Origin of the sequence: Candidatus Sororendozoicomonas aggregata, assembly GCF_031528575.1 — a bacterium.
Lineage (GTDB): Bacteria > Pseudomonadota > Gammaproteobacteria > Pseudomonadales > Endozoicomonadaceae > Endonucleibacter > Endonucleibacter aggregata.
Window position 1 is genome coordinate 1 of record NZ_JAVLSP010000009.1, and the last position, 18,064, is coordinate 18,064.

Below are 18,064 nucleotides of genomic sequence, written 5' to 3' on the forward strand. Positions count from 1 at the left end.
CCATGAGAAGCATCTGGGGATAGTTGGACTTTTAAATCTCTCTGATTATCATTGATGTCTTCTCATGGCGCCAGCTTGGGAAAACTGTCCGCAGTATTGTTAACAAATAATGTATTTTTATGAAAATTTCCTCATTTAATGTCAATGGAATCCGCTCTCGCCTTCACCAATTAAAGGCATTGATCGAACAGCACGAACCCGATGTGATTGGTTTACAGGAAACAAAGGTATCCGACGAAGACTTCCCTGTGGATTCTATTACGTCTTTAGGCTATCAAGTTCACTACCATGGTCAGAAAACACACTACGGTGTTGCTTTACTGAGTAAAATAACGCCTGAAAATATTTGTAAAGGATTTCACAGTGATGAAGCAGGTGCTCAGTGTCGACTTATCATGGGTGACTATATTCTGCCCACTGGTGAAAAGATACGGATCATCAATGGTTATTTTCCCCAGGGTGAATCCAATAACCACCCTATTAAATATCCCGCCAAACGGCGCTTTTATGAAGACTTGCAGGTATTGCTGGAAACTCAGTACGATAGGAGTAATTCTCTGATAGTGATGGGAGATTTTAATATTTCAGCAACAGACAATGATATTGGTATTGGGCCAGAAAATGCTCAACGCTGGTTGCGTTCGGGAAAATGTAGTTTTCTACCAGAGGAAAGAGAATGGTTCCAACGACTGCTGTCGTGGGGGCTAACCGATTGCTTTAGAGAGCTTTATCCAACAACAAGTGATCAGTTTAGCTGGTTCGATTACCGCAGTCGTGGTTTTGAAAGGGAGCCGAAGCGTGGGTTGCGAATAGATGGCATACTGGCAACAAATGTTCTTTATGCTCAGTGTGAATCAGTGATTATTGATTATGCCATTAGAAGTATGGATAAGCCCTCTGATCATGCACCACTATTGGCTACATTTGATTTGTAGCTGGCATGTGCTCCGGCTCGTAAAACACAACTGGGTCAGAGAAAGCTTTATTTTATGTAGGGAATAATGTCCTTTAATCCCTACTTTCGCAATGAGTTTATGCCCGTGTGAGCTGGTTAAAATATCATCTCAGCATCAGATTAAGCTCAGCTAACTGGAAGACTTGTCAGCCGCCACAACATGTATCGCATGATTTCAAGCACTGTTGTCTACTACTGTTGCACAAGCCTTTGATAAGCCTGATCTAGCGCCTGAAATTTGTTGGTAGCCCAATCACGTCTATCAGGGTTCTTATCCGGGTGATATTTCAAGGCTAATTTTCTGTAGGCCTTTTTTATTTCGTTGGATGAGGGTTCAGCGTCCTTATTAAAGCCCAGTACAACCAGATCTTCAGGGTTCATCTGATGTTGTTTTTTAGGCTCTTTTCCCCACCACTGTGGCTTATCCTCCGTCAAAAATTTATAAGCATCACTCAAGTCTTTTCTTTCTTTGTCACTGCCATTTCTTTGCTCAATCTCCCAGAGTTTGTCCAGGTAAATGTTAAGAACCTCATCTCCCGTATACCCTTTATCAAAATTAAGCCCTAGTATTTCAAAATGCTTATAAAAATCAGTATTTCCATACAGCGGTTCTTCAGGTTTTTCATCTACGGGGAGTTTCTTTTCTAATCGCAGTAAAAGCCTGAATGCATCACCGAGTTCTGTGCCTTCACGGTAATTTGGTTTATTCAGCTGATTTTCACATTCAGCTATTCCACCGTGGTGATGCAACTCGTTAAAACGTTTTTGAGCATAAACTTCTATAGCAACCTTTCTTATTTCTGAATCAGCTTCTTTTGGAATGAGTTCCTTGAAGATTAGATCTCTTAACTCTTTCGAAGGGTTTATTAATCTAAGGTAGTTCTCCCAACCAGCTAGATCATTTTTATCAGGTGGAGAACAGAAATCTTTATGCCTATCTAAACTCTCAAAGCGAGACTTTACTTCATCAGTAAAAAAATTTCTGGCCACATGACCTAAAAAACAGTCAGATTTGTAACTCTTCTGCGTAGTTAAGTAGTTGACGGTTTTTTTAAAACCCTCTTTTTTAATTAACTCTGGTATGCGTTTTTCTGCGTAAGCTGACAGGCAAGCACTCTTGACGACATCAGTATCTTCAAAACCTTGTCTTACGCCAAAATAAGTATATGTTAATGTTTTTATTTCTTTTACATCCATTTTGCTTAATAGTTGAACCCATCCTTTTAAATTGGTTGGCTGCCAGTATTTATCAAAATACTTACCCGCTTCATAAAAGGCTTTTTCAGCATCAATGGTTTCATTTTCTTCCGATGAATAACCGCTATCTACACTACTACTACTCTGACTACGCTCTTTCTTATTAGTTTTATTAACCGTCGCATAGACGGCTTCTTTGGTCGTTTCATTGTTTTTATTTGTGTTTTTACTTTTATCAACCGTTGGTAATTGTTCATAACGACTTAAAATTGTTAGTACTTCTGTAATGGTAATTTTTTTATTGTAATCTATAGGATGAGAAAACGCTCCCCCGTGGTCTTTAATTTCTTGTTCCAAACCCTTGAGGTATGACTTAATATTTCCGTCAGGTTTTGTTACTTTCCACCTGCCAAATGCCCCACTTCCTTTCTCCAGATCTTTTTTTGGCATGATTTTGCCATGATGAATCACTAATTCGTCATCTTGCTTAAACTTATGTGCCTGGAAGTCCTGAGCAAGACTGGCGACTGATTGTGAATTATTTATCATAGAAAATCCCTTTATTAGTAATGAGTCAATCGATCTAATTTATTTTTTTGAAATATAATAAATCATACCTGTATAGCTATTAGCGTTTTTAACTCATTTAAAACACAGGTTGTCATACTTTTGACTGAATGTTATACGCTTTTAACAAGCATTATTAATCATGAAATATAGTTATTAGATACTATAAAATCAAAATATAGGTCATGAATCAGATACGTTGATCGGGTATAGTCAATAGACCCGCTTTACTCCGTTTTTCCTATGGCAGTCATTGCCGCTTCATGTATTTTCTGTCATACCACAGTTGTGAAAAACGCTAAAGCACCTTCAGGGAGACAATGCTAGTTGTGTCAAAGCTTGTAAGTACAGCTTCCGACTTGAGTTGGTTTACGGCGTCAATAAACGAGCGCATAGTGAACATGGCGAGAAAGGTTCTGGTGTTTAGGATACTGGTTGAGTCTTGGGTTGTGAGTCCAATAACCGCCATCAGCCACTTAAAAACTTTCCCCGTCACACCTTTCGATAATAAGGCGCTGGCGCTGCTTTTCCAGATGGATAAACAATGCTCGGTTAGAAAAACCGCATGACAAGGTCGTTGGGGGAGTCTATCTCAAGAATGTGGTATCAACCTATTTGAAGCATGATCAAAGAATCAAAGCCACGAGGTGGTGGCTTACGAACTCGTTGCCGTTGCGCAATTACAGCTATTATCAATATGATTGGATAAATTACCTTATCCACTGAACCAACTGCTCTGCTGTGAAGGGCCAACATTTTTCTGAGCCTGTTTTACTGTTTTTTAACACAGGAATTTTGGTGCCATACTGGGCAACCAACTGATCACTTTCTGCAATATCAATCATTTCACACTCGAAAGAGACAACACCTGCTAACGACCTTAACAGATTTTCTGCCTGTTCACACAAGTGGCAACAGGTAGTGGTATAAAAATATAATTTTTTCATAAAAAAAGTTGACCTCTTCACAATTTTGCTGCGATTTGTCATATAATTTTTGAAATAGTCAGGCAGCACCCCTGACAGATAACGATTATTGGACACATTTTGCCATGGATTTTACTTTTTTTAATCAGTTAATTCTGATTTTGGCGCTCTCGGTCATGACCATCGCCCTTTTCAAACGCTTCAACCTGCCAGAAAGCCTCGGCTATTTGTTTGTAGGTATTATTCTTGGGCCCACAACATCAGGCTTTATTTCAGACGATTTTGACATTAAACTTCTGGCAGAAATTGGTGTTGTTTTTCTGCTGTTTACCTTGGGGCTTGAGTTCTCGTTAACAACTATTCGCGCCATGAAAAAAGAAGTCTTCGGTCTGGGGGGACTGCAGGTAATACTCACCATGGCAGGTATCTTTGCTGTTCTGCAAGTTCTGGGCAATGATGTCGTTGAATCATTAATCATTTCAGGCGCTCTTGCCCTTTCTTCTACAGCTATTGTCTCCAAAGAATTGACCCAGCGTAACGAAATTCGTTCACGCCAGGGTCAGTTGGCCATTGGGGTTTTACTCTTTCAGGATATCACAGCTGTTATCTTTCTAATTCTTATTCCCACCTTAGCTGGCGGACAGGAGAGTTCTGTTTTATCTTCGTTATCTGTCACTATGGCTAAGGGTATCCTGTTTGTGCTGGCGATGCTCGCGGCTGGAAAATGGTTACTCCCCAAAGTTTTCCATGAAATTGCCCAGGCACGCTCAGAAGAGTTATTTGTACTCACCGCCTTAATGACAGCCCTAATGGCTGCCTGGATTGCACATTCCCTGGGGTTATCTATGGCACTGGGAGGATTTGTGGCGGGTATGATGCTTGGAGAAAGTACTTATAAACATCAAGTGGAATCAGATATACGCCCTTTCAGAGATGTACTGCTCGGGTTATTTTTTGTCTCTGTAGGTTTGATGCTCGACATTAATATTCTCAGTGAACACTGGCCAATGATTCTTCTGGGAACAATCAGTCTGGTTACGTTCAAATTTTTAGTTGTCCTTTTACTTGCCTATAATACGGGTGAAACTAAAAATATTTCTCTGAAAGCTGCCCTGTCTTTGTGTCAGGGTGGAGAATTTTGTTTTGCTCTGATCGCCCTCGCCCTATACTACGGACAGGTCGGCGAGGAACTTGCCTCTATTGTGCTGTCAGTGACGATTTTATCCATGATTATCGCGCCGCTGCTGATCCGCAACAGCTTCTATTTCACCCAGCTATTTTCCAGATCGCCTACCACGCTGGCTCGCTTTGAGCACAAAGATGAAGAAATACGCCAGAAAACCGCTCATATTCACGACCACACCTTGATTTGTGGTTACGGTCGCGTGGGTCAGACCATTAGCCGCTTTCTCGCACAAGAAGGCAAGAAGTTCGTCGTTCTTGATGAAGACCCACTTCATGTAAAGGAAGCGGGTCAGGCGGGAGATCCTGTTTACTTTGGCGACTGTCGGCGCATAGAAATGCTCGAAGCAGTGGGCCTGGAACGTGCCAGTCAAGTGGTGATTTGTATTGACAGGTCAGACTCTGCTCTAAAAATCGTCAACGCTATCCGTAGCCAGATACAGAGTGTACCTATTCTTGTCCGAACTCAGCACTTTGATGAGGCCGAAGCCCTGAAACGTGCCGGTGCAACGGTGGTTATTCCTGAAGTGCTTGAGTCCAGTTTGCTGATTGTCAAACATGTTATGCTGATGCTTGGCTTTCAGCCAGAGTTGGTACATAACCGTATTAAACAAGCTCGTGAGCATCGCTATGAAATTCTCAGTGGTTACTACCCGGGTATTAATGATTACCTGAGCCATGGAGAAAAATCAGAACACCGTCACGCGGTCACTGTGGGTAAGAAGTGTGAGCTGAAAGGAAAACGCATTGATGATCTGGCCTTTGATGGCTATAAAGTGTCTGTCGTTGAGGTACGTCGTAATAACCAGATTCTTCCGCCTCAACCTGGTCTGGTTCTCAAAACCGACGATATAGTGGTGCTCAATGGCTCTAGCAGTGCTATTGCAAAAATTGAGAAAAACTTTTGCTAAGAAGCTGTTCATGATCTTTTGTGAAAAGCGAAACCGACGAGAATGGGTGCCTGTTTTTCGATTTTCTGAAAGCCCAGTAGTGCTATGCAACGAATAAAAGTCCAAAACAGACGACTTTTATCATCGGTTTCAGCTCATAAAAGCTTGTGAACAGCTTCTAACCGGGATATTTCATAAACATGCTCCTGGCCTTGCTTGCTCCTTGCGGCTCTAAGGGCAGTTTATGAACTATCCGGGCTAAGAAGAAGCAGTCTTTAACGGTCTGCGCGCAGTAAGATCAAGAGAAGCGGAAAATGGCATTGTGTACACTGGTGACAAAAGGAAGATAACAATACAGGCTTGCGATATTTTTTTATACTCTGACAAGCTTAAAATGGTACTTTAGTATGCATATTAACGCGAACAAACATACCCTACGTGCACTGATAGCCAGCATAGCCGCTGCTTTTTTTGGCGTACAAAAGAAAGTGAACCATACGCGTGATTTCTCAGAAGGTAAGCCAATACATTTTATCGCCGGAGGCCTTATCGCCACCGTGCTTTTTATCATAGTACTGGCAGGGCTGGTGAAATTGATTCTTTCGTATGCTTTATAAAGACTACGTTACTGATTAGATAGCCAAAATACCGCCGTCGCGACAACCGTTAATATAAGCACAACGGCTGCAACGGCATCCACAACACCGTCACCTGTTTTTTCTTCTGCCTTCACCTTTGCTTCTGTCATGTGCTTGCCTTATTTCATTATTCTTTTACCAAACTAACTAATCTGGTTGTTTTCAGCAATGACCTAACCCTCTCACTCATAATAAAAGCCTGCCAACCAGAGCTATGAGAAAAAGCGGTTATTGTACAAACGCTCCCACCATTTGGTCACTATTGTATCAATAGCTGAATGGGCTGCCATACCAAATTTGTCGGTAACGCCTTTTTTTATGACGTATGCTACCTGCACCACATCACTGTTTTCTATTTTTTTGCAAAGATATTCGTCACTGGTCATAATTTCATCAACCAATTTCAGCTCAATGGCTTTTTTCCCATACCACACTTCACCAGTGGCAACGGTTTCAATGTCCACTTGATGACGGTTGTCATTGATAAATTGCTTGAACAATCCGTGAGTGTCTTCAATATCCTGCTTGAATTTTTCACGGCCTTTGTCAGTATTTTCCCCCAGCACTGTCAGGGTCCGCTTAAACTCTCCAGCTGTATGTAGCTCAACATCAACATCGTGTTTTTTGAGCACTTTATGAAAGTTAGGCAACTGTGCCATAACACCAATAGAACCAATAACCGCAAAGGGGGCAGAAATGATCCGGTCTGCAGTACAAGCCATCATATAACCGCCACTGGCCGCAACTTTATCAACAGCAACAGTCAGCTTGATCCCACAACTGCGAATGCGCGCCAACTGGGAAGCTGCCAGGCCGTAAGAGTGCACCATTCCGCCGGCACTTTCCAGACGAATAACAATCTCGTCGTTTTTCTCTGCCAAAGCAAGTACAGCTGAAACTTCTTCCCGCAGTGACTTTACTGCACTGGCCTTGAGATCACCGTGGAAATCAATGACAAAAACCCGGGGTTTTTCTGGTTTTATTTGTCCTTTAGCTTCCTTCTTTTTTTCTTTTTCTGATTTCTTTTCAGTTTTATACATCTTTTTCAGTGTATCTTTATCCAGCAGAGCATGCTGCAAGCTCTCTTTAAGCTGGTTAAGGTGTTCGTTAATCTTTGTGACTTCCAGATGCCCTTTATGCAACTTTTTGGCTTTTTGCCCTAACATAGTCAACATGGTGACCACAACCAGTAAGCCGCCCACAACAGTGACGGTTTTTGCTAGAAACAATAAAAATTCCAGTAGGTAGTCCAAGGGTGGCTCCTTTTTGTTGTCGGTGTCTGGCTGGCTTGTTCGCCGGTACCCAGCATAGCTGTTCTGAGCAATTATATGTATCAACTAGCATGAAATCACATTTTATTTGTGGTTGTTGGGCAGATAACATCACAACTTTCAAACAGTTGTATGAATTTCAGTTGACAGACTGGCTCGATATCAATAGCCTTGGGCTACCAAAGTGGGTTAACCACTATAGTCGACCCTAATAAAACTTTTATATTGTCAAACATGAAAGGTTGATACTATGAGCAATGTTGCAGATATCGTCGATGTACTGAAGTCCCGCTTTGATGCAGAGGCAGCTGAAGGCCTGGATCTTGTTTTCCAGTTTGATATTGAAGACGGCGATACTTACCACGTATGCATCAAAGACGGTGCGTGTGATATCGTCGAAGGTGCTCACGATGCACCCAACGTAACCCTGATCATGGATTCTGATACCATGGTTGGCGTGATGACCGGTGAAATCGACGGCATGCAAGCTTTTATGATGGGTAAACTGCGTGCTGAAGGCGAAATGATGCTGGCAACCAAACTGAACGAACTGTTCCCTCCTCAATAATTGACAGTGACAGGCGTGTGTTTTCAGACATGCCTGGTATTTACCGCATCAAACCAGAAAAACCAAAGCTGTTATACCGAGTATCTAACCCACAATTATTGTCGGAACAGTAAAATTTCATAGTCGCATGAGGGTCATCGAGTCAATCTTGTTTGCCCCTCCTGGATTGTGACGATTAATATGATTGTATAATATAAATATTCTTATAATTGTAGCGGTTAAACAGGGCCGAACCCTCAGCGAACAATACCTAGTGCAAACAAGCGTTAATAGACATACAACCATCACTTTGGGCGCTCCTGCGCAGGCGGGAGTCCATTTTCTGGCAGATTCCCGCCTTCGCGGGAATGACGACCGTATGGGTATTAGCGCTTAACAGCACTAGCCCGGATATTTCATAAAACTCCCTTAGAGCCGCAAGGAGCGAGCAGGGCCAGGAGCATGTTTATGAAATATCCGGGCTAGGACACCTTATTCTAAAAATCCGCGACTGTTACTTTTTGGGCGATAACTTAATGAGAACTGAGCCTGGGAATAACTGACTTGATAAGCTGACGCAACCACTGGTGACCCGAGTTATTATGCAACAACGAACTCCAGGCCATACTTAACTGAATCGCCGGAATGTCAAAAGGCGGAGGCAATACTGCCAGTGCCGGATTATCTCGTTGCAGATTAGCCAGTTTGCTGGGCAATGTGGCAATCAAGTCGTTTTGTCCAGAGAGCAGCATGGCCACCTGATAGTGTCGGGTATACACACTGATGGTGCGTTTATGGCCGAGCTTTGACAGTGTTTCATCCACCCATCCTAATTGCTGAACATCTTCAGGATTAACCCCGACACCCACGCCCATCCCTGTTTTACTGGCCCATATATGCTGAGCCGCTAAATAGTTTTCGAGAGTAAATACATCAACAATGGGATGCCTTTTACTCAACACGCAGGAAAAACCATCCTGCCACAAAGATGTATGGTGAAACGACTGGGGCAGACTATCGAACCGGTTAATTGCCATATCCACCCTGCCCTGCTCTACATCCTGAAAGCTGACATCACTGGGCGTTAATATATCAAGGGTGATATGGGGAGCCTGACGTCTCAGTGGTGGCAATATCAGTGGAATCAGTGTCGACTCGGCGTAGTCGCTGGCCATAATGCGGAAAACTTTATGGCTGGTGAGTGGGTCAAACGGTGTTTTTGGTTGAATAGCCTTTTCCAGGCTGTACAGGGCATCACAAATCTGTGGGCGTAATTCCAGTGCCCGCTCAGTGGGCGTCATCCCCTCATTGGTGCGAACCAGCAAAGGGTCACCAAACAGTTTTCGCAATCGTCTGAGGCCATTGCTTAACGCCGGTTGTGTAATACCCAACTGTTCCGCAGCGCGAGTCACATTGCGCTCACGCAGTAACACATCGAGATAGACTAAAAGGTTGAGGTCAACCCGTGCAATATTCATACGACAACAGCTCTCATTATTCACAGTAAAAATAACCGGCATAAGGCATATAAATTATCAGAAATGTTACATTTTGTTTAGGATTCACAGTGAGTATTTAAACGTGCGTTTGAATTGGGGAGAAAAATAACATGCCAACCTATAACCGTGCCGATGAAGTCGCTCGCCTGGAACAAGACTGGGCCGAAAACCCTCGTTGGAAAAACGTTAAACGAACATACTCAGCAGACGATGTTGTCCGCCTGCGCGGCTCAGTCAAAATTGAAAATACCCTGGCCCGCCTCGGTGCTGAAAAACTCTGGGACCTTGTCAACGGCTCGGCAAAAAAAGGGTATGTGAACTGCCTCGGTGCCCTCACTGGGGGCCAGGCGGTGCAACAGGTCAAGGCAGGGGTTGAGGCGATCTACCTCTCTGGCTGGCAGGTAGCGGCAGACAACAACAGCAAATGCGATATGTATCCAGATCAGTCCCTTTATCCTGTGGATTCTGTTCCGACGGTTGTTCAGCGCGTTAATAACAGCTTCAAGCGAGCTGACCAGATCCAGTGGAAAAACAATATTCCCACAGACAGTGACAGCTACCGTGATTATTTTGCCCCCATTGTTGCTGATGCCGAAGCAGGGTTTGGTGGTGTTCTCAATGCTTATGAGCTGATGAAAGCCATGATTGAAGCCGGTGCTGCCGGTGTGCACTTTGAAGATCAGCTTGCCTCGGTAAAAAAATGTGGCCATATGGGTGGCAAAGTGTTGGTGCCCACCAAAGAAGCCGTACAAAAGCTCATCTCTGCCCGTCTGGCCGCTGACGTTGCCGATGTGCCTACTATTGTATTAGCCCGAACCGATGCCAACGCGGCAGATTTGATCACATCAGACTGCGATGAGTATGATGCGCCATTTTTAACCGGTGAGCGCACCGCAGAAGGCTTTTTCCGTACCCACGCTGGCATCGACCAGGCCATTGCCCGTGGCCTGGCTTACGCGCCTTATGCCGATTTGCTCTGGTGTGAGACGGCGACACCCTGTCTGGACGAAGCCCGTAAATTTGCCGACGCCATCCATGCTGAATACCCTGACCAACTGCTCGCCTATAATTGTTCACCTTCCTTTAACTGGAAGAAAAACCTGGACGATGCCACTATCGCCCGATTCCAGCAGGCGTTGAGTGATATGGGTTATAAATACCAGTTCATCACGTTAGCCGGCATCCACAATATGTGGTACAACATGTTCGAGCTGGCTCATCAGTACGCCCAGGGAGAAGGCATGAAGCATTATGTGGAAATGGTGCAGGAAAAAGAGTTTGCTGCCGCTGAAAAAGGCTACTCATTTGTGGCACACCAGCAGGAAGTAGGCACTGGGTATTTTGATGATGTCACCACAGTGATTCAAGGCGGTAGCTCGTCTGTTACCGCATTGACAGGCTCTACGGAAGAGGAACAGTTCTGACTGGCTCCCAGGAGCTTGTCGGACTTAAGACAATTTTGGCCTGAAATCCAGGAAGTCCGATAGGCTCCTGGGCCTGAAAAAGGAAGGCATTTTGCCTTCTTTTTTTATATCCTGATTTCCTGTCAAGATGGAATAAAGCGTCTATCTTTCAGTGTTGTTATTTCAACGCTGATAGACCCATGTCATCTGATTGCCCGATTGTTTCGCTTGATGTGCTTGAGGGGGTTTATGCCTCTATAAGGTCTTATATTCAGGAAACCCCTTTGCTGGAAAGCCCTTCACTGAGCGAGCTGACAGGGGGAAAAGTATGGGTCAAAGCCGAATCATTGCAAATCACCGGGGCTTTTAAATTTCGAGGCGCCCTTTACCGATTGACGCAACTTTCACCTGCAGAAAAAAACAAAGGCGTGGCCGCCTATTCGTCGGGTAATTTTGCCTGTGGCCTGGCAAAGGCGGGGCAGATCCTCAACATCCCGGTTCATCTTGTCATGCCCCACAATGCCCCTGACAATAAAATAGCAAGTGCCAAGGGACTCGGCGCCGTGGTCATGCTCTGCCATGCATCCAGACCATCCAGGGAAGAAGCCGCCAATATCATGGCCACCCACGTTGCAAAGGAAGAAGGGTACACCCTTCTTCATCCTTTTGATGATCCAATACTGGTAAAAGGCCAGGCAACCGTGGGTATTGAGCTACAACAACAACTGGCGGCTCTGGGGCAATCCTGCCATCACCTGTTATGTCCCGCTGGTGGTGGCAGCCTTGTGGCAGGTTGCAGTTTGATCTTTTTACCTGAGAGAACGAACACACAGGTCTATTCCGTTGAAGTGGAGGGGTTCGATGGTATGCGCCAGTCACTGGCAAAGGGCAAATTGACGCGGGCAGCAGGGCAACAAAAAAGCCATTGCGATGCACTGTTGGCAGTGTCGCCGGGGCAAGCCACTTTTCAAATTGCCAGGCACACCCATGTAAAAGGGTTAACAGTGCGGGAGTTGTCAGTGAAAAAAGCACTGCGACTGGCCTTTACGGAGTTACATCTGGTGCTTGAACCCAGCGGGGCTGTGGCTATAGGCGCGATCATTGAGCATCCTGAGAGATTTTCTCAACAAAACACTGTGGTTGTTGCCAGCGGGGGGAATGTGGATATTGCTACTTATCAAAACCTGCTTAAAGAACAAAATACATAATACCGAAAACCGATAGCATTGAAAAATACTTCACAATACCCTCTTCAATACCTTCTTGAATATTATTTCGCTATATAAAATCCTTCTTTATTTTATTTAACGTTTTTTCTTCAAATGACCCTAATCAAATTTTATTTTGATTTTTTTGACTATACTGTTCGTCAAATTATCGATAAAAAACGGCGACAAAATAATTGATACCCGTCGTAATGAACATGACTTTTTCACCAGAAACCCATACCTGCAGGAACAACCAGCATTGAAAGCATCAGCAAGACTCGGTTCCGACAGAGCCAAGATAAATAAAATGTATAAACGACTTTATGGTTGGTCGGTATTTGTTCTCTCCTGGGCGTTAACGGCTTTATGCCAGGGGGGTGAATTTTTTGTCCAGCATATGTCGGATCCTTCGCAAGATTCCCCTCAATATTACCGGGTACATTGCAAACCTGACAGTAAGGAATCAGGTGAAGCATCAGGTGAAGAGTCAATAAAATCAGATGATAAGATGTATTGGTATTGCATAGAATTAGTTTTACAATTTAATACAGAAGGAACAAACGAACATAATAGCCCGAGCCTGTGTTTTACCAATAGCCCGACTATTAAATATACCAATCACAAATCCTTCGCGGAACATACTCAATCCGATTTAGACAGTGAAGATCAACCTGTCTGCTGTTATTCATGGGAAGCGCTAACAAACGCATCGAAATCAATAAAAACAGAAACAGAGTCAAAGCGATGGTTTCTGCGATTGACTGCCGCAGCCAAGAAAATGCCGATGCTTCATTTTGACGGCACTAAAACCTATGCCAGTGGGACATTTCAGCATTTGACGTGTCTGGTTTATCCCTTAGAACTGGCATCTTCTTCCCAAAAAAGAGTTGGGCAGTTGGTTGAGACATTTACAGATTTATCTTTATCTGATGTCGAAACAGATTTATCTTTATTTGATTTTGGCCAGGATCAAAAACCGTATCACAGAATATTTCATGATATATTCTGTCTTACTCCTGATGAAAACGTTGATTTTCCCAATAAATCTGAGCTATTCATTGAAAAACTCGAGGACGGTAAGCTTACTCCCTGTACAACGATTCCTGAAGAGCTTTTTAGAAAAGCCGATGGACTGCTGAATGTTGAACAATGGCATCAGTTTTTTAATGAGACTGAAGCTCATAATGACTGTGATACACCTACGAATTCCACCAATGGTGCAAATCCTGATAGTAACCCGGATTTTCTGGCAAGGGATACGGAGGATACCTGTCTTCAAAGGGGAGACAGCCTTAATAGCACTTCCGCAATGGTCAACCTGTCTTGCGAGCCAGTTGATTGCATCTCTGGTGATAGCGATAGCAGGCAGAGCGCTTTTTCCTGTAACGGGGGTTCGGGTGCCAATAATGCCATTCCCCCGGAACTTGTGGAGAAAGTTAATGAAGCTATAAAATGCATCAAAGCCCAAATCAATGCAAGGGATGCCCAAAGGGGGGCTAATGGGCATCAGCCAATTGATGTACCAAAAACTCTTTTCTGTGACGGAGACGAAAAGCATTACCCTGGTGATCATACCTCGTCAAGGGGTACTGGTGATACTGAAAGCTTCGAGGGATTTACAGCAGATATTGATGCAACGTTAGGGGGTCTGAATGCCCTGGCAGAACCCTTGAATACCGGCAATATCAGTGCAACGGATGACCAGGATGAACAAAAAGGAACGCTTGAATGTCAGCGAGTTGATGGGCTATGTGATGGTGGCACGGAAGAGCACCCCCTGGCAGAGCCAGCAGAAGAGGGAGAAGGAGAAGATCCTCCGAGAAACGCAGAAGCCCGCCCCCTTTGTCAACACTACGAGCGACAATGCCTGGTGAAACTTCCATGCTGTGAAAAATTTTATCCCTGTCATCGTTGCCATAATAGTGATAACAGATGCGCCATAGACAATAGCAAAGCGCGCCACGCGACCCATATGCGGTGTTCTTCTTGCCAATACGAGCAGGAAATTGACGAGAACGCTCAACATTGCGGGAGATGTAAACGCAAAATGTCAGTCTACTTTTGCGCACCATGCAAACAGTTCACCAGTACCGATAAAACCCCCTACCACTGTACGCTTTGCGGAATCTGCCGAGTCTATAAGGAACGATCTTTCCACTGTAATGTATGTAATGTCTGCCTGGATAAAAGGCTTGAGGGTAAGCATACATGCCGGGCTAATTCAGGGCACGACGAGTGTTGTATTTGCCTCGAAGATGCTTTTTCGGGTTGCCAGATTTTACCCTGCTCCCACAAAGTTCACAGGGAATGTGCCATCGCAATGATTCAAAACGGTACCAAGTACTGCCCCATTTGCCGACATCCTTTATTTGACAACGTACCGCCATCGACAGATATCCCACCGTTACCGAAAAGACGTGGACGCCCATAATGGCTTGTGGGCAGGTGTCAATGCAGGATAAGAACACCTTATTTCCCACTATTCCCCGTTATTCCCATGGGCATACCCCCATGAGCCAGGGCTTATACTCCCCACGACGCTGAAAGAGCCGTTATACTGGCTTGCCAGTGGGTAATATGGATGTTGCTACTTGTCAAAACCTGCTTAAGGAACAAAACGTGTAGTCCCGGAATCCTCAGTAAACAAATTCGTCATACTACTTTCTTCAATGTTATTCGTTATATAAAACTTTCGTTACTTTATTTAACGCCTTTTTAACGCCTTTACTGCCTTTAAATGACCTTGTTAAACATTCAGTTTGATTTTTTTGACTATACTGTCCGTCGGATTATGGATAAAAAATTGCTCTAAAGCTTTTATCATCATGACCTTCATAAAATAGTGAGGACCCGGGAGTCCACAGTGGTTATTTACTGGCAAGTTTTAAGAAGCTGTTCACAATTATCACCGATTGTATCAGAAAAGCCCCTTACCCACAGGAAAAGGCAGCATTGAAAATATCAACAACGCTCAATCCCAACAGAGTCAAAATGAATAAGACGAATAAGACGAATAAGACGAATAAGACGAATAAGACGAATAAGAATAAAGTGTGTCAACGATTTTATTGTTGGTCAGTATTTGTTCTCTCTTGGGCGTTAACGGCTTTATGCCAGGGTGGTGATTTTTTTATCCAGCATATGTCGGACCTTTCACAAGACTCCCCACAGTATTACCGGGTGCATTGCGAGCCTGACAGTAAGGAGTCAAGTGATAAGGTGTATTGTATAGAATTAGTTTTACAATTTAATACAGAAGTAACCAGCGAATATGATAATAGTCTGAGCCTGTGCTTTACCAATAAACTGGATATTATTACCAATAAATCGACTATGAAATATACCAGGCCCGAACCCTTCACAAAATATAATCAACCCGATTTGGGCGGTGAAGATCAACCCTGCTACTGTTATTCATGGGAAGCGCTAAAAAAAGCATCGGAACTAAAAAAAACAGAAACAGGGTCAACGCTATGTTTACTGCAATTGTCTGCATCAGCCAGGCAAATGCCAATGCTTCATTTTAACGCCAATAAAACCTATGCCAGTGGGATATTTGAATGTTTGACGTGTCTGGTTTTTCCCGTGACGCTGGAAACATGTAACAGAAAAAAAGCTGAACAGTTGGACAAACAATTTAAAAGTGAGGCTTTATCTGACTCCACAGAGGGGCAAACATCGTATCACAAAAAATTTCAATCTATTTTCTGTTCTCCTCATCATCAAAATATTGGTTTTCCCAATAAATCAGAGCTGTTCATTGAAAAACTCAAAGACGGTAAGCTTACTCCCTGCGCAACGATTCCTGAAGCACTTTTTAGAAAAGCCGATGGATTGCTGGATATAGAACAATGGCATCAGTTTTTTAACAAGGCTGAAGATTATAATGAATACGATACACCCACGAATCCTATCAATGTTGCAAATTCTGGTGGTATTAACTGGAATTTTCTGGCAAGGCATACGGCGGATACCTATCTTCAAAGTGAAGAATATCAATCAAACAGCCCGCTGCATAACAGTACCATAACGAGTGACTCATTATTGGGGGCTACTGGGTATCAGCCAGTCAATATACCAACGCGCTACTTTGACGCTTCCAATGAGGGTTTTTTATGCGATGGCAGCGATGGCAGTGATGGCAGTGATGGCAGTGATGGCAGTCAGGATGCTTCTTTCACTAACGAGGGGCCGGACTCCCATAATAATTCCTCAACAACTCGTCCTACTGATAACCCTCACCGGGAATTTGTGGTGGGCCTTAATGAAAAGATAACGTGCCTGAAAGTCATGAAAGGAAGCCTGAGGACTCTCATTACCAGTACCACTGATGACCAGGAGGGGGCTACTGAATATCAGCCGGTTGATGAGCCAACAAGTTACATGTCTGATAGCAGCGATGGGGAGAGTAGTGTTCTTTCCTGTAGTAATGCGGGGCAGGACTTTAATCACCATTGCTGGACAAACAGCCTTGAAAGAAATGCCCTGATAGACCCCCTGAATACTGACAATACCAGTGCCACTGATGACCAGGGAGGGGCTACTGGATACCAGCCAGTTGTTGGGCCAGAATGTTGTTGCCCGTGTGATAGCGGCAACGGCCGGTGTAATACTTTTTCCCTATGGCACTGTCATCGTGGCAACGATTCCCTATATGGTGATAATGACGACAGTCATGCTGCTTTTTACCAATATGATGATGGCATCGATTCCCTATATGATGGTAATGACGACAGGCCTGATGCTTTTTCATTGAATGAAGGGCCGGACCCTGATCTCGATTGCTTGATAACAAATTCTATTGACAACACTGTCAGTGATAGCTGTCTCGATCAGATAGATAAGGAGCTTGCTACGATTCAGAAGCTTCAAGAGGAACAGAAGGTAAAAAAACAGAAAGCGGAAGCATCGCTAAGGCTAGAAGCGCAGAACCGACGAGAGCAGAAACGGCGAGAGCAAGAGCAGCGAGAGCGGGAACAACAAGAGCAACAGCGGCGAGAGCGGGAACAACAAGAGCAACAGCGGCGAGAGCGGGAACAACAAGAGCAACAGCGGCGAGAGCAGGAAACGCTAATAGAAGAGCAAACGCTAGCAGAAAACAGGGAACGGCTAAATTCTCCGGAAAAAGCGCCCATAGGACCCCCGTGTAAACACTACCAGCGATTATGCAGGGTAAAATTTCCATGTTGCAACACATTTTATGGCTGTCATCGTTGCCATAATGAGAGTGGTAACTGCGAAAAAGATGATAATAAAGCGCACCATGCAACCCATATGCAGTGTAGTCTTTGCAAGCACGAGGAAGAAATTGGTGAGGACTCTCATCTATGCAGAGCGTGTGGGTGCAGAATGTCAGCCTACTTTTGCGCAAAATGCAAGCATTTCACCGCCACCGATAAAGACCCCTTCCACTGTGAGCCTTGCGGAATCTGCCGAATTCACAAGGATCGGTCTTTCCACTGTGATGTATGTAATGTCTGCCTCGATAAAAGGCTCGAGGGCAAACATGCATGCCGGGCTAATTCAGGACACGACGACTGTTGTATTTGCCTCGAAGACGCTTTCTCAGGTTGCCAGATTTTACCCTGCTCCCACAAAGTTCACAAAGAGTGTGCCATCGCAATGATTCAAAACGGTGTCAGAACCTGCCCCGTTTGCCGACACCCTATATATGGTGGGGGCGCACAACAACAGGCAAGGCAATGAACGCCCAAAATGGCTTGTGAGCAGGTGTGTTAACGCAAGGTTCGCCACTGATAAGCACACCATTCCCACCGGCAT

At 44.2% G+C, this 18,064-nt stretch carries 14 protein-coding genes; 9 read left to right on the plus strand and 5 right to left on the minus strand.

Annotated features, from left to right (window positions below):
- Positions 1-119: 119 nt before the first annotated feature.
- Positions 120-935, plus strand: coding sequence for an exodeoxyribonuclease III (gene xthA / locus V4C51_RS03015; protein ID WP_330924648.1), 816 nt, complete (start codon positions 120-122; stop codon positions 933-935).
- 212 nt (positions 936-1,147) lie between these two features.
- Here the strand turns inward: xthA and V4C51_RS17850 are convergent, their stop codons facing one another.
- Complete coding sequence (locus V4C51_RS17850; RefSeq protein ID WP_420797626.1) at positions 1,148-2,701, minus strand: J domain-containing protein; 1,554 nt, start codon at positions 2,699-2,701, stop codon at positions 1,148-1,150.
- Positions 2,702-3,048: 347 nt separating this feature from the next.
- Here V4C51_RS17850 and V4C51_RS03025 point away from each other — a divergent pair, with 347 nt between their 5' ends.
- Complete coding sequence (locus V4C51_RS03025; RefSeq protein ID WP_330924649.1) at positions 3,049-3,288, plus strand: hypothetical protein; 240 nt, start codon at positions 3,049-3,051, stop codon at positions 3,286-3,288.
- 141 nt (positions 3,289-3,429) lie between these two features.
- On the opposite strand, the gene V4C51_RS03030 is transcribed toward V4C51_RS03025, so the two are convergent.
- On the minus strand, positions 3,430-3,666 hold the full coding sequence (locus V4C51_RS03030; protein ID WP_330924650.1) for a glutaredoxin family protein: 237 nt from the start codon (positions 3,664-3,666) through the stop codon (positions 3,430-3,432).
- 104 nt (positions 3,667-3,770) lie between these two features.
- On the opposite strand from V4C51_RS03030, the gene V4C51_RS03035 reads away from it, so the two are divergent.
- Together V4C51_RS03035 and V4C51_RS03040 are read left to right on the plus strand one after the other, a co-directional pair.
- Positions 3,771-5,738: a cation:proton antiporter domain-containing protein gene (locus V4C51_RS03035; RefSeq protein WP_330924651.1), complete on the plus strand. Its 1,968-nt coding sequence runs from the start codon at positions 3,771-3,773 to the stop codon at positions 5,736-5,738.
- 386 nt (positions 5,739-6,124) lie between these two features.
- Positions 6,125-6,334, plus strand: a complete 210-nt coding sequence (locus tag V4C51_RS03040; protein WP_330924652.1) for a DUF2970 domain-containing protein — start codon at positions 6,125-6,127, stop codon at positions 6,332-6,334.
- An 8-nt stretch (positions 6,335-6,342) separates the two neighbouring features.
- On the opposite strand, the gene V4C51_RS03045 is transcribed toward V4C51_RS03040, so the two are convergent.
- Positions 6,343-6,465, minus strand: coding sequence for a hypothetical protein (locus V4C51_RS03045; RefSeq protein WP_330924653.1), 123 nt, complete (start codon positions 6,463-6,465; stop codon positions 6,343-6,345).
- Between the two features lie 102 nt (positions 6,466-6,567).
- Entirely contained in the window at positions 6,568-7,608 is a 1,041-nt protein-coding gene (gene sohB, locus V4C51_RS03050; RefSeq protein ID WP_330924654.1) for a protease SohB, read from the minus strand.
- 268 nt (positions 7,609-7,876) lie between these two features.
- Here sohB and V4C51_RS03055 point away from each other — a divergent pair, with 268 nt between their 5' ends.
- Entirely contained in the window at positions 7,877-8,194 is a 318-nt protein-coding gene (locus V4C51_RS03055) for an SCP2 sterol-binding domain-containing protein (RefSeq protein WP_330924655.1), read from the plus strand.
- Between the two features lie 512 nt (positions 8,195-8,706).
- Here the strand turns inward: V4C51_RS03055 and V4C51_RS03060 are convergent.
- Entirely contained in the window at positions 8,707-9,651 is a 945-nt protein-coding gene (locus V4C51_RS03060; protein ID WP_330924656.1) for a LysR family transcriptional regulator, read from the minus strand.
- A 131-nt stretch (positions 9,652-9,782) separates the two neighbouring features.
- Here V4C51_RS03060 and aceA point away from each other — a divergent pair, with 131 nt between their 5' ends.
- The 4 genes from aceA (at position 9,783) to V4C51_RS03080 (ending at position 17,989) form a co-directional block, all read left to right on the plus strand.
- Positions 9,783-11,096 carry an isocitrate lyase gene (gene aceA / locus V4C51_RS03065; RefSeq protein ID WP_330924657.1) on the plus strand — a complete coding sequence of 438 codons (1,314 nt, stop codon included), beginning with the start codon at positions 9,783-9,785 and terminating at the stop codon, positions 11,094-11,096.
- Between the two features lie 179 nt (positions 11,097-11,275).
- Complete coding sequence (locus V4C51_RS03070) at positions 11,276-12,283, plus strand: threonine/serine dehydratase family protein (protein WP_330924658.1); 1,008 nt, start codon at positions 11,276-11,278, stop codon at positions 12,281-12,283.
- A gap of 307 nt (positions 12,284-12,590) precedes the next feature.
- Entirely contained in the window at positions 12,591-14,714 is a 2,124-nt protein-coding gene (locus V4C51_RS03075; protein WP_330924659.1) for a CHY zinc finger protein, read from the plus strand.
- Positions 14,715-15,274: 560 nt separating this feature from the next.
- Entirely contained in the window at positions 15,275-17,989 is a 2,715-nt protein-coding gene (locus tag V4C51_RS03080) for a CHY zinc finger protein (protein ID WP_330924660.1), read from the plus strand.
- Positions 17,990-18,064 lie beyond the last annotated feature (75 nt).

What these genes read in the sequence shown, in the direction of transcription:
- xthA (WP_330924648.1), top strand. Translation starts at nt 120, where the DNA reads ATGAAAATTTCCTCATTTAATGTCAATGGAATCCGCTCTCGCCTTCAC.
- V4C51_RS17850 (WP_420797626.1), bottom strand. Translation starts at nt 2,701, where the DNA reads ATGATAAATAATTCACAATCAGTCGCCAGTCTTGCTCAGGACTTCCAG.
- V4C51_RS03030 (WP_330924650.1), bottom strand. Translation starts at nt 3,666, where the DNA reads ATGAAAAAATTATATTTTTATACCACTACCTGTTGCCACTTGTGTGAA.
- V4C51_RS03035 (WP_330924651.1), top strand. Translation starts at nt 3,771, where the DNA reads ATGGATTTTACTTTTTTTAATCAGTTAATTCTGATTTTGGCGCTCTCG.
- V4C51_RS03040 (WP_330924652.1), top strand. Translation starts at nt 6,125, where the DNA reads ATGCATATTAACGCGAACAAACATACCCTACGTGCACTGATAGCCAGC.
- V4C51_RS03045 (WP_330924653.1), bottom strand. Translation starts at nt 6,465, where the DNA reads ATGACAGAAGCAAAGGTGAAGGCAGAAGAAAAAACAGGTGACGGTGTT.
- V4C51_RS03055 (WP_330924655.1), top strand. Translation starts at nt 7,877, where the DNA reads ATGAGCAATGTTGCAGATATCGTCGATGTACTGAAGTCCCGCTTTGAT.
- V4C51_RS03060 (WP_330924656.1), bottom strand. Translation starts at nt 9,651, where the DNA reads ATGAATATTGCACGGGTTGACCTCAACCTTTTAGTCTATCTCGATGTG.
- aceA (WP_330924657.1), top strand. Translation starts at nt 9,783, where the DNA reads ATGCCAACCTATAACCGTGCCGATGAAGTCGCTCGCCTGGAACAAGAC.
- V4C51_RS03070 (WP_330924658.1), top strand. Translation starts at nt 11,276, where the DNA reads ATGTCATCTGATTGCCCGATTGTTTCGCTTGATGTGCTTGAGGGGGTT.
- V4C51_RS03075 (WP_330924659.1), top strand. Translation starts at nt 12,591, where the DNA reads ATGTATAAACGACTTTATGGTTGGTCGGTATTTGTTCTCTCCTGGGCG.
- V4C51_RS03080 (WP_330924660.1), top strand. Translation starts at nt 15,275, where the DNA reads ATGAATAAGACGAATAAGACGAATAAGACGAATAAGACGAATAAGACG.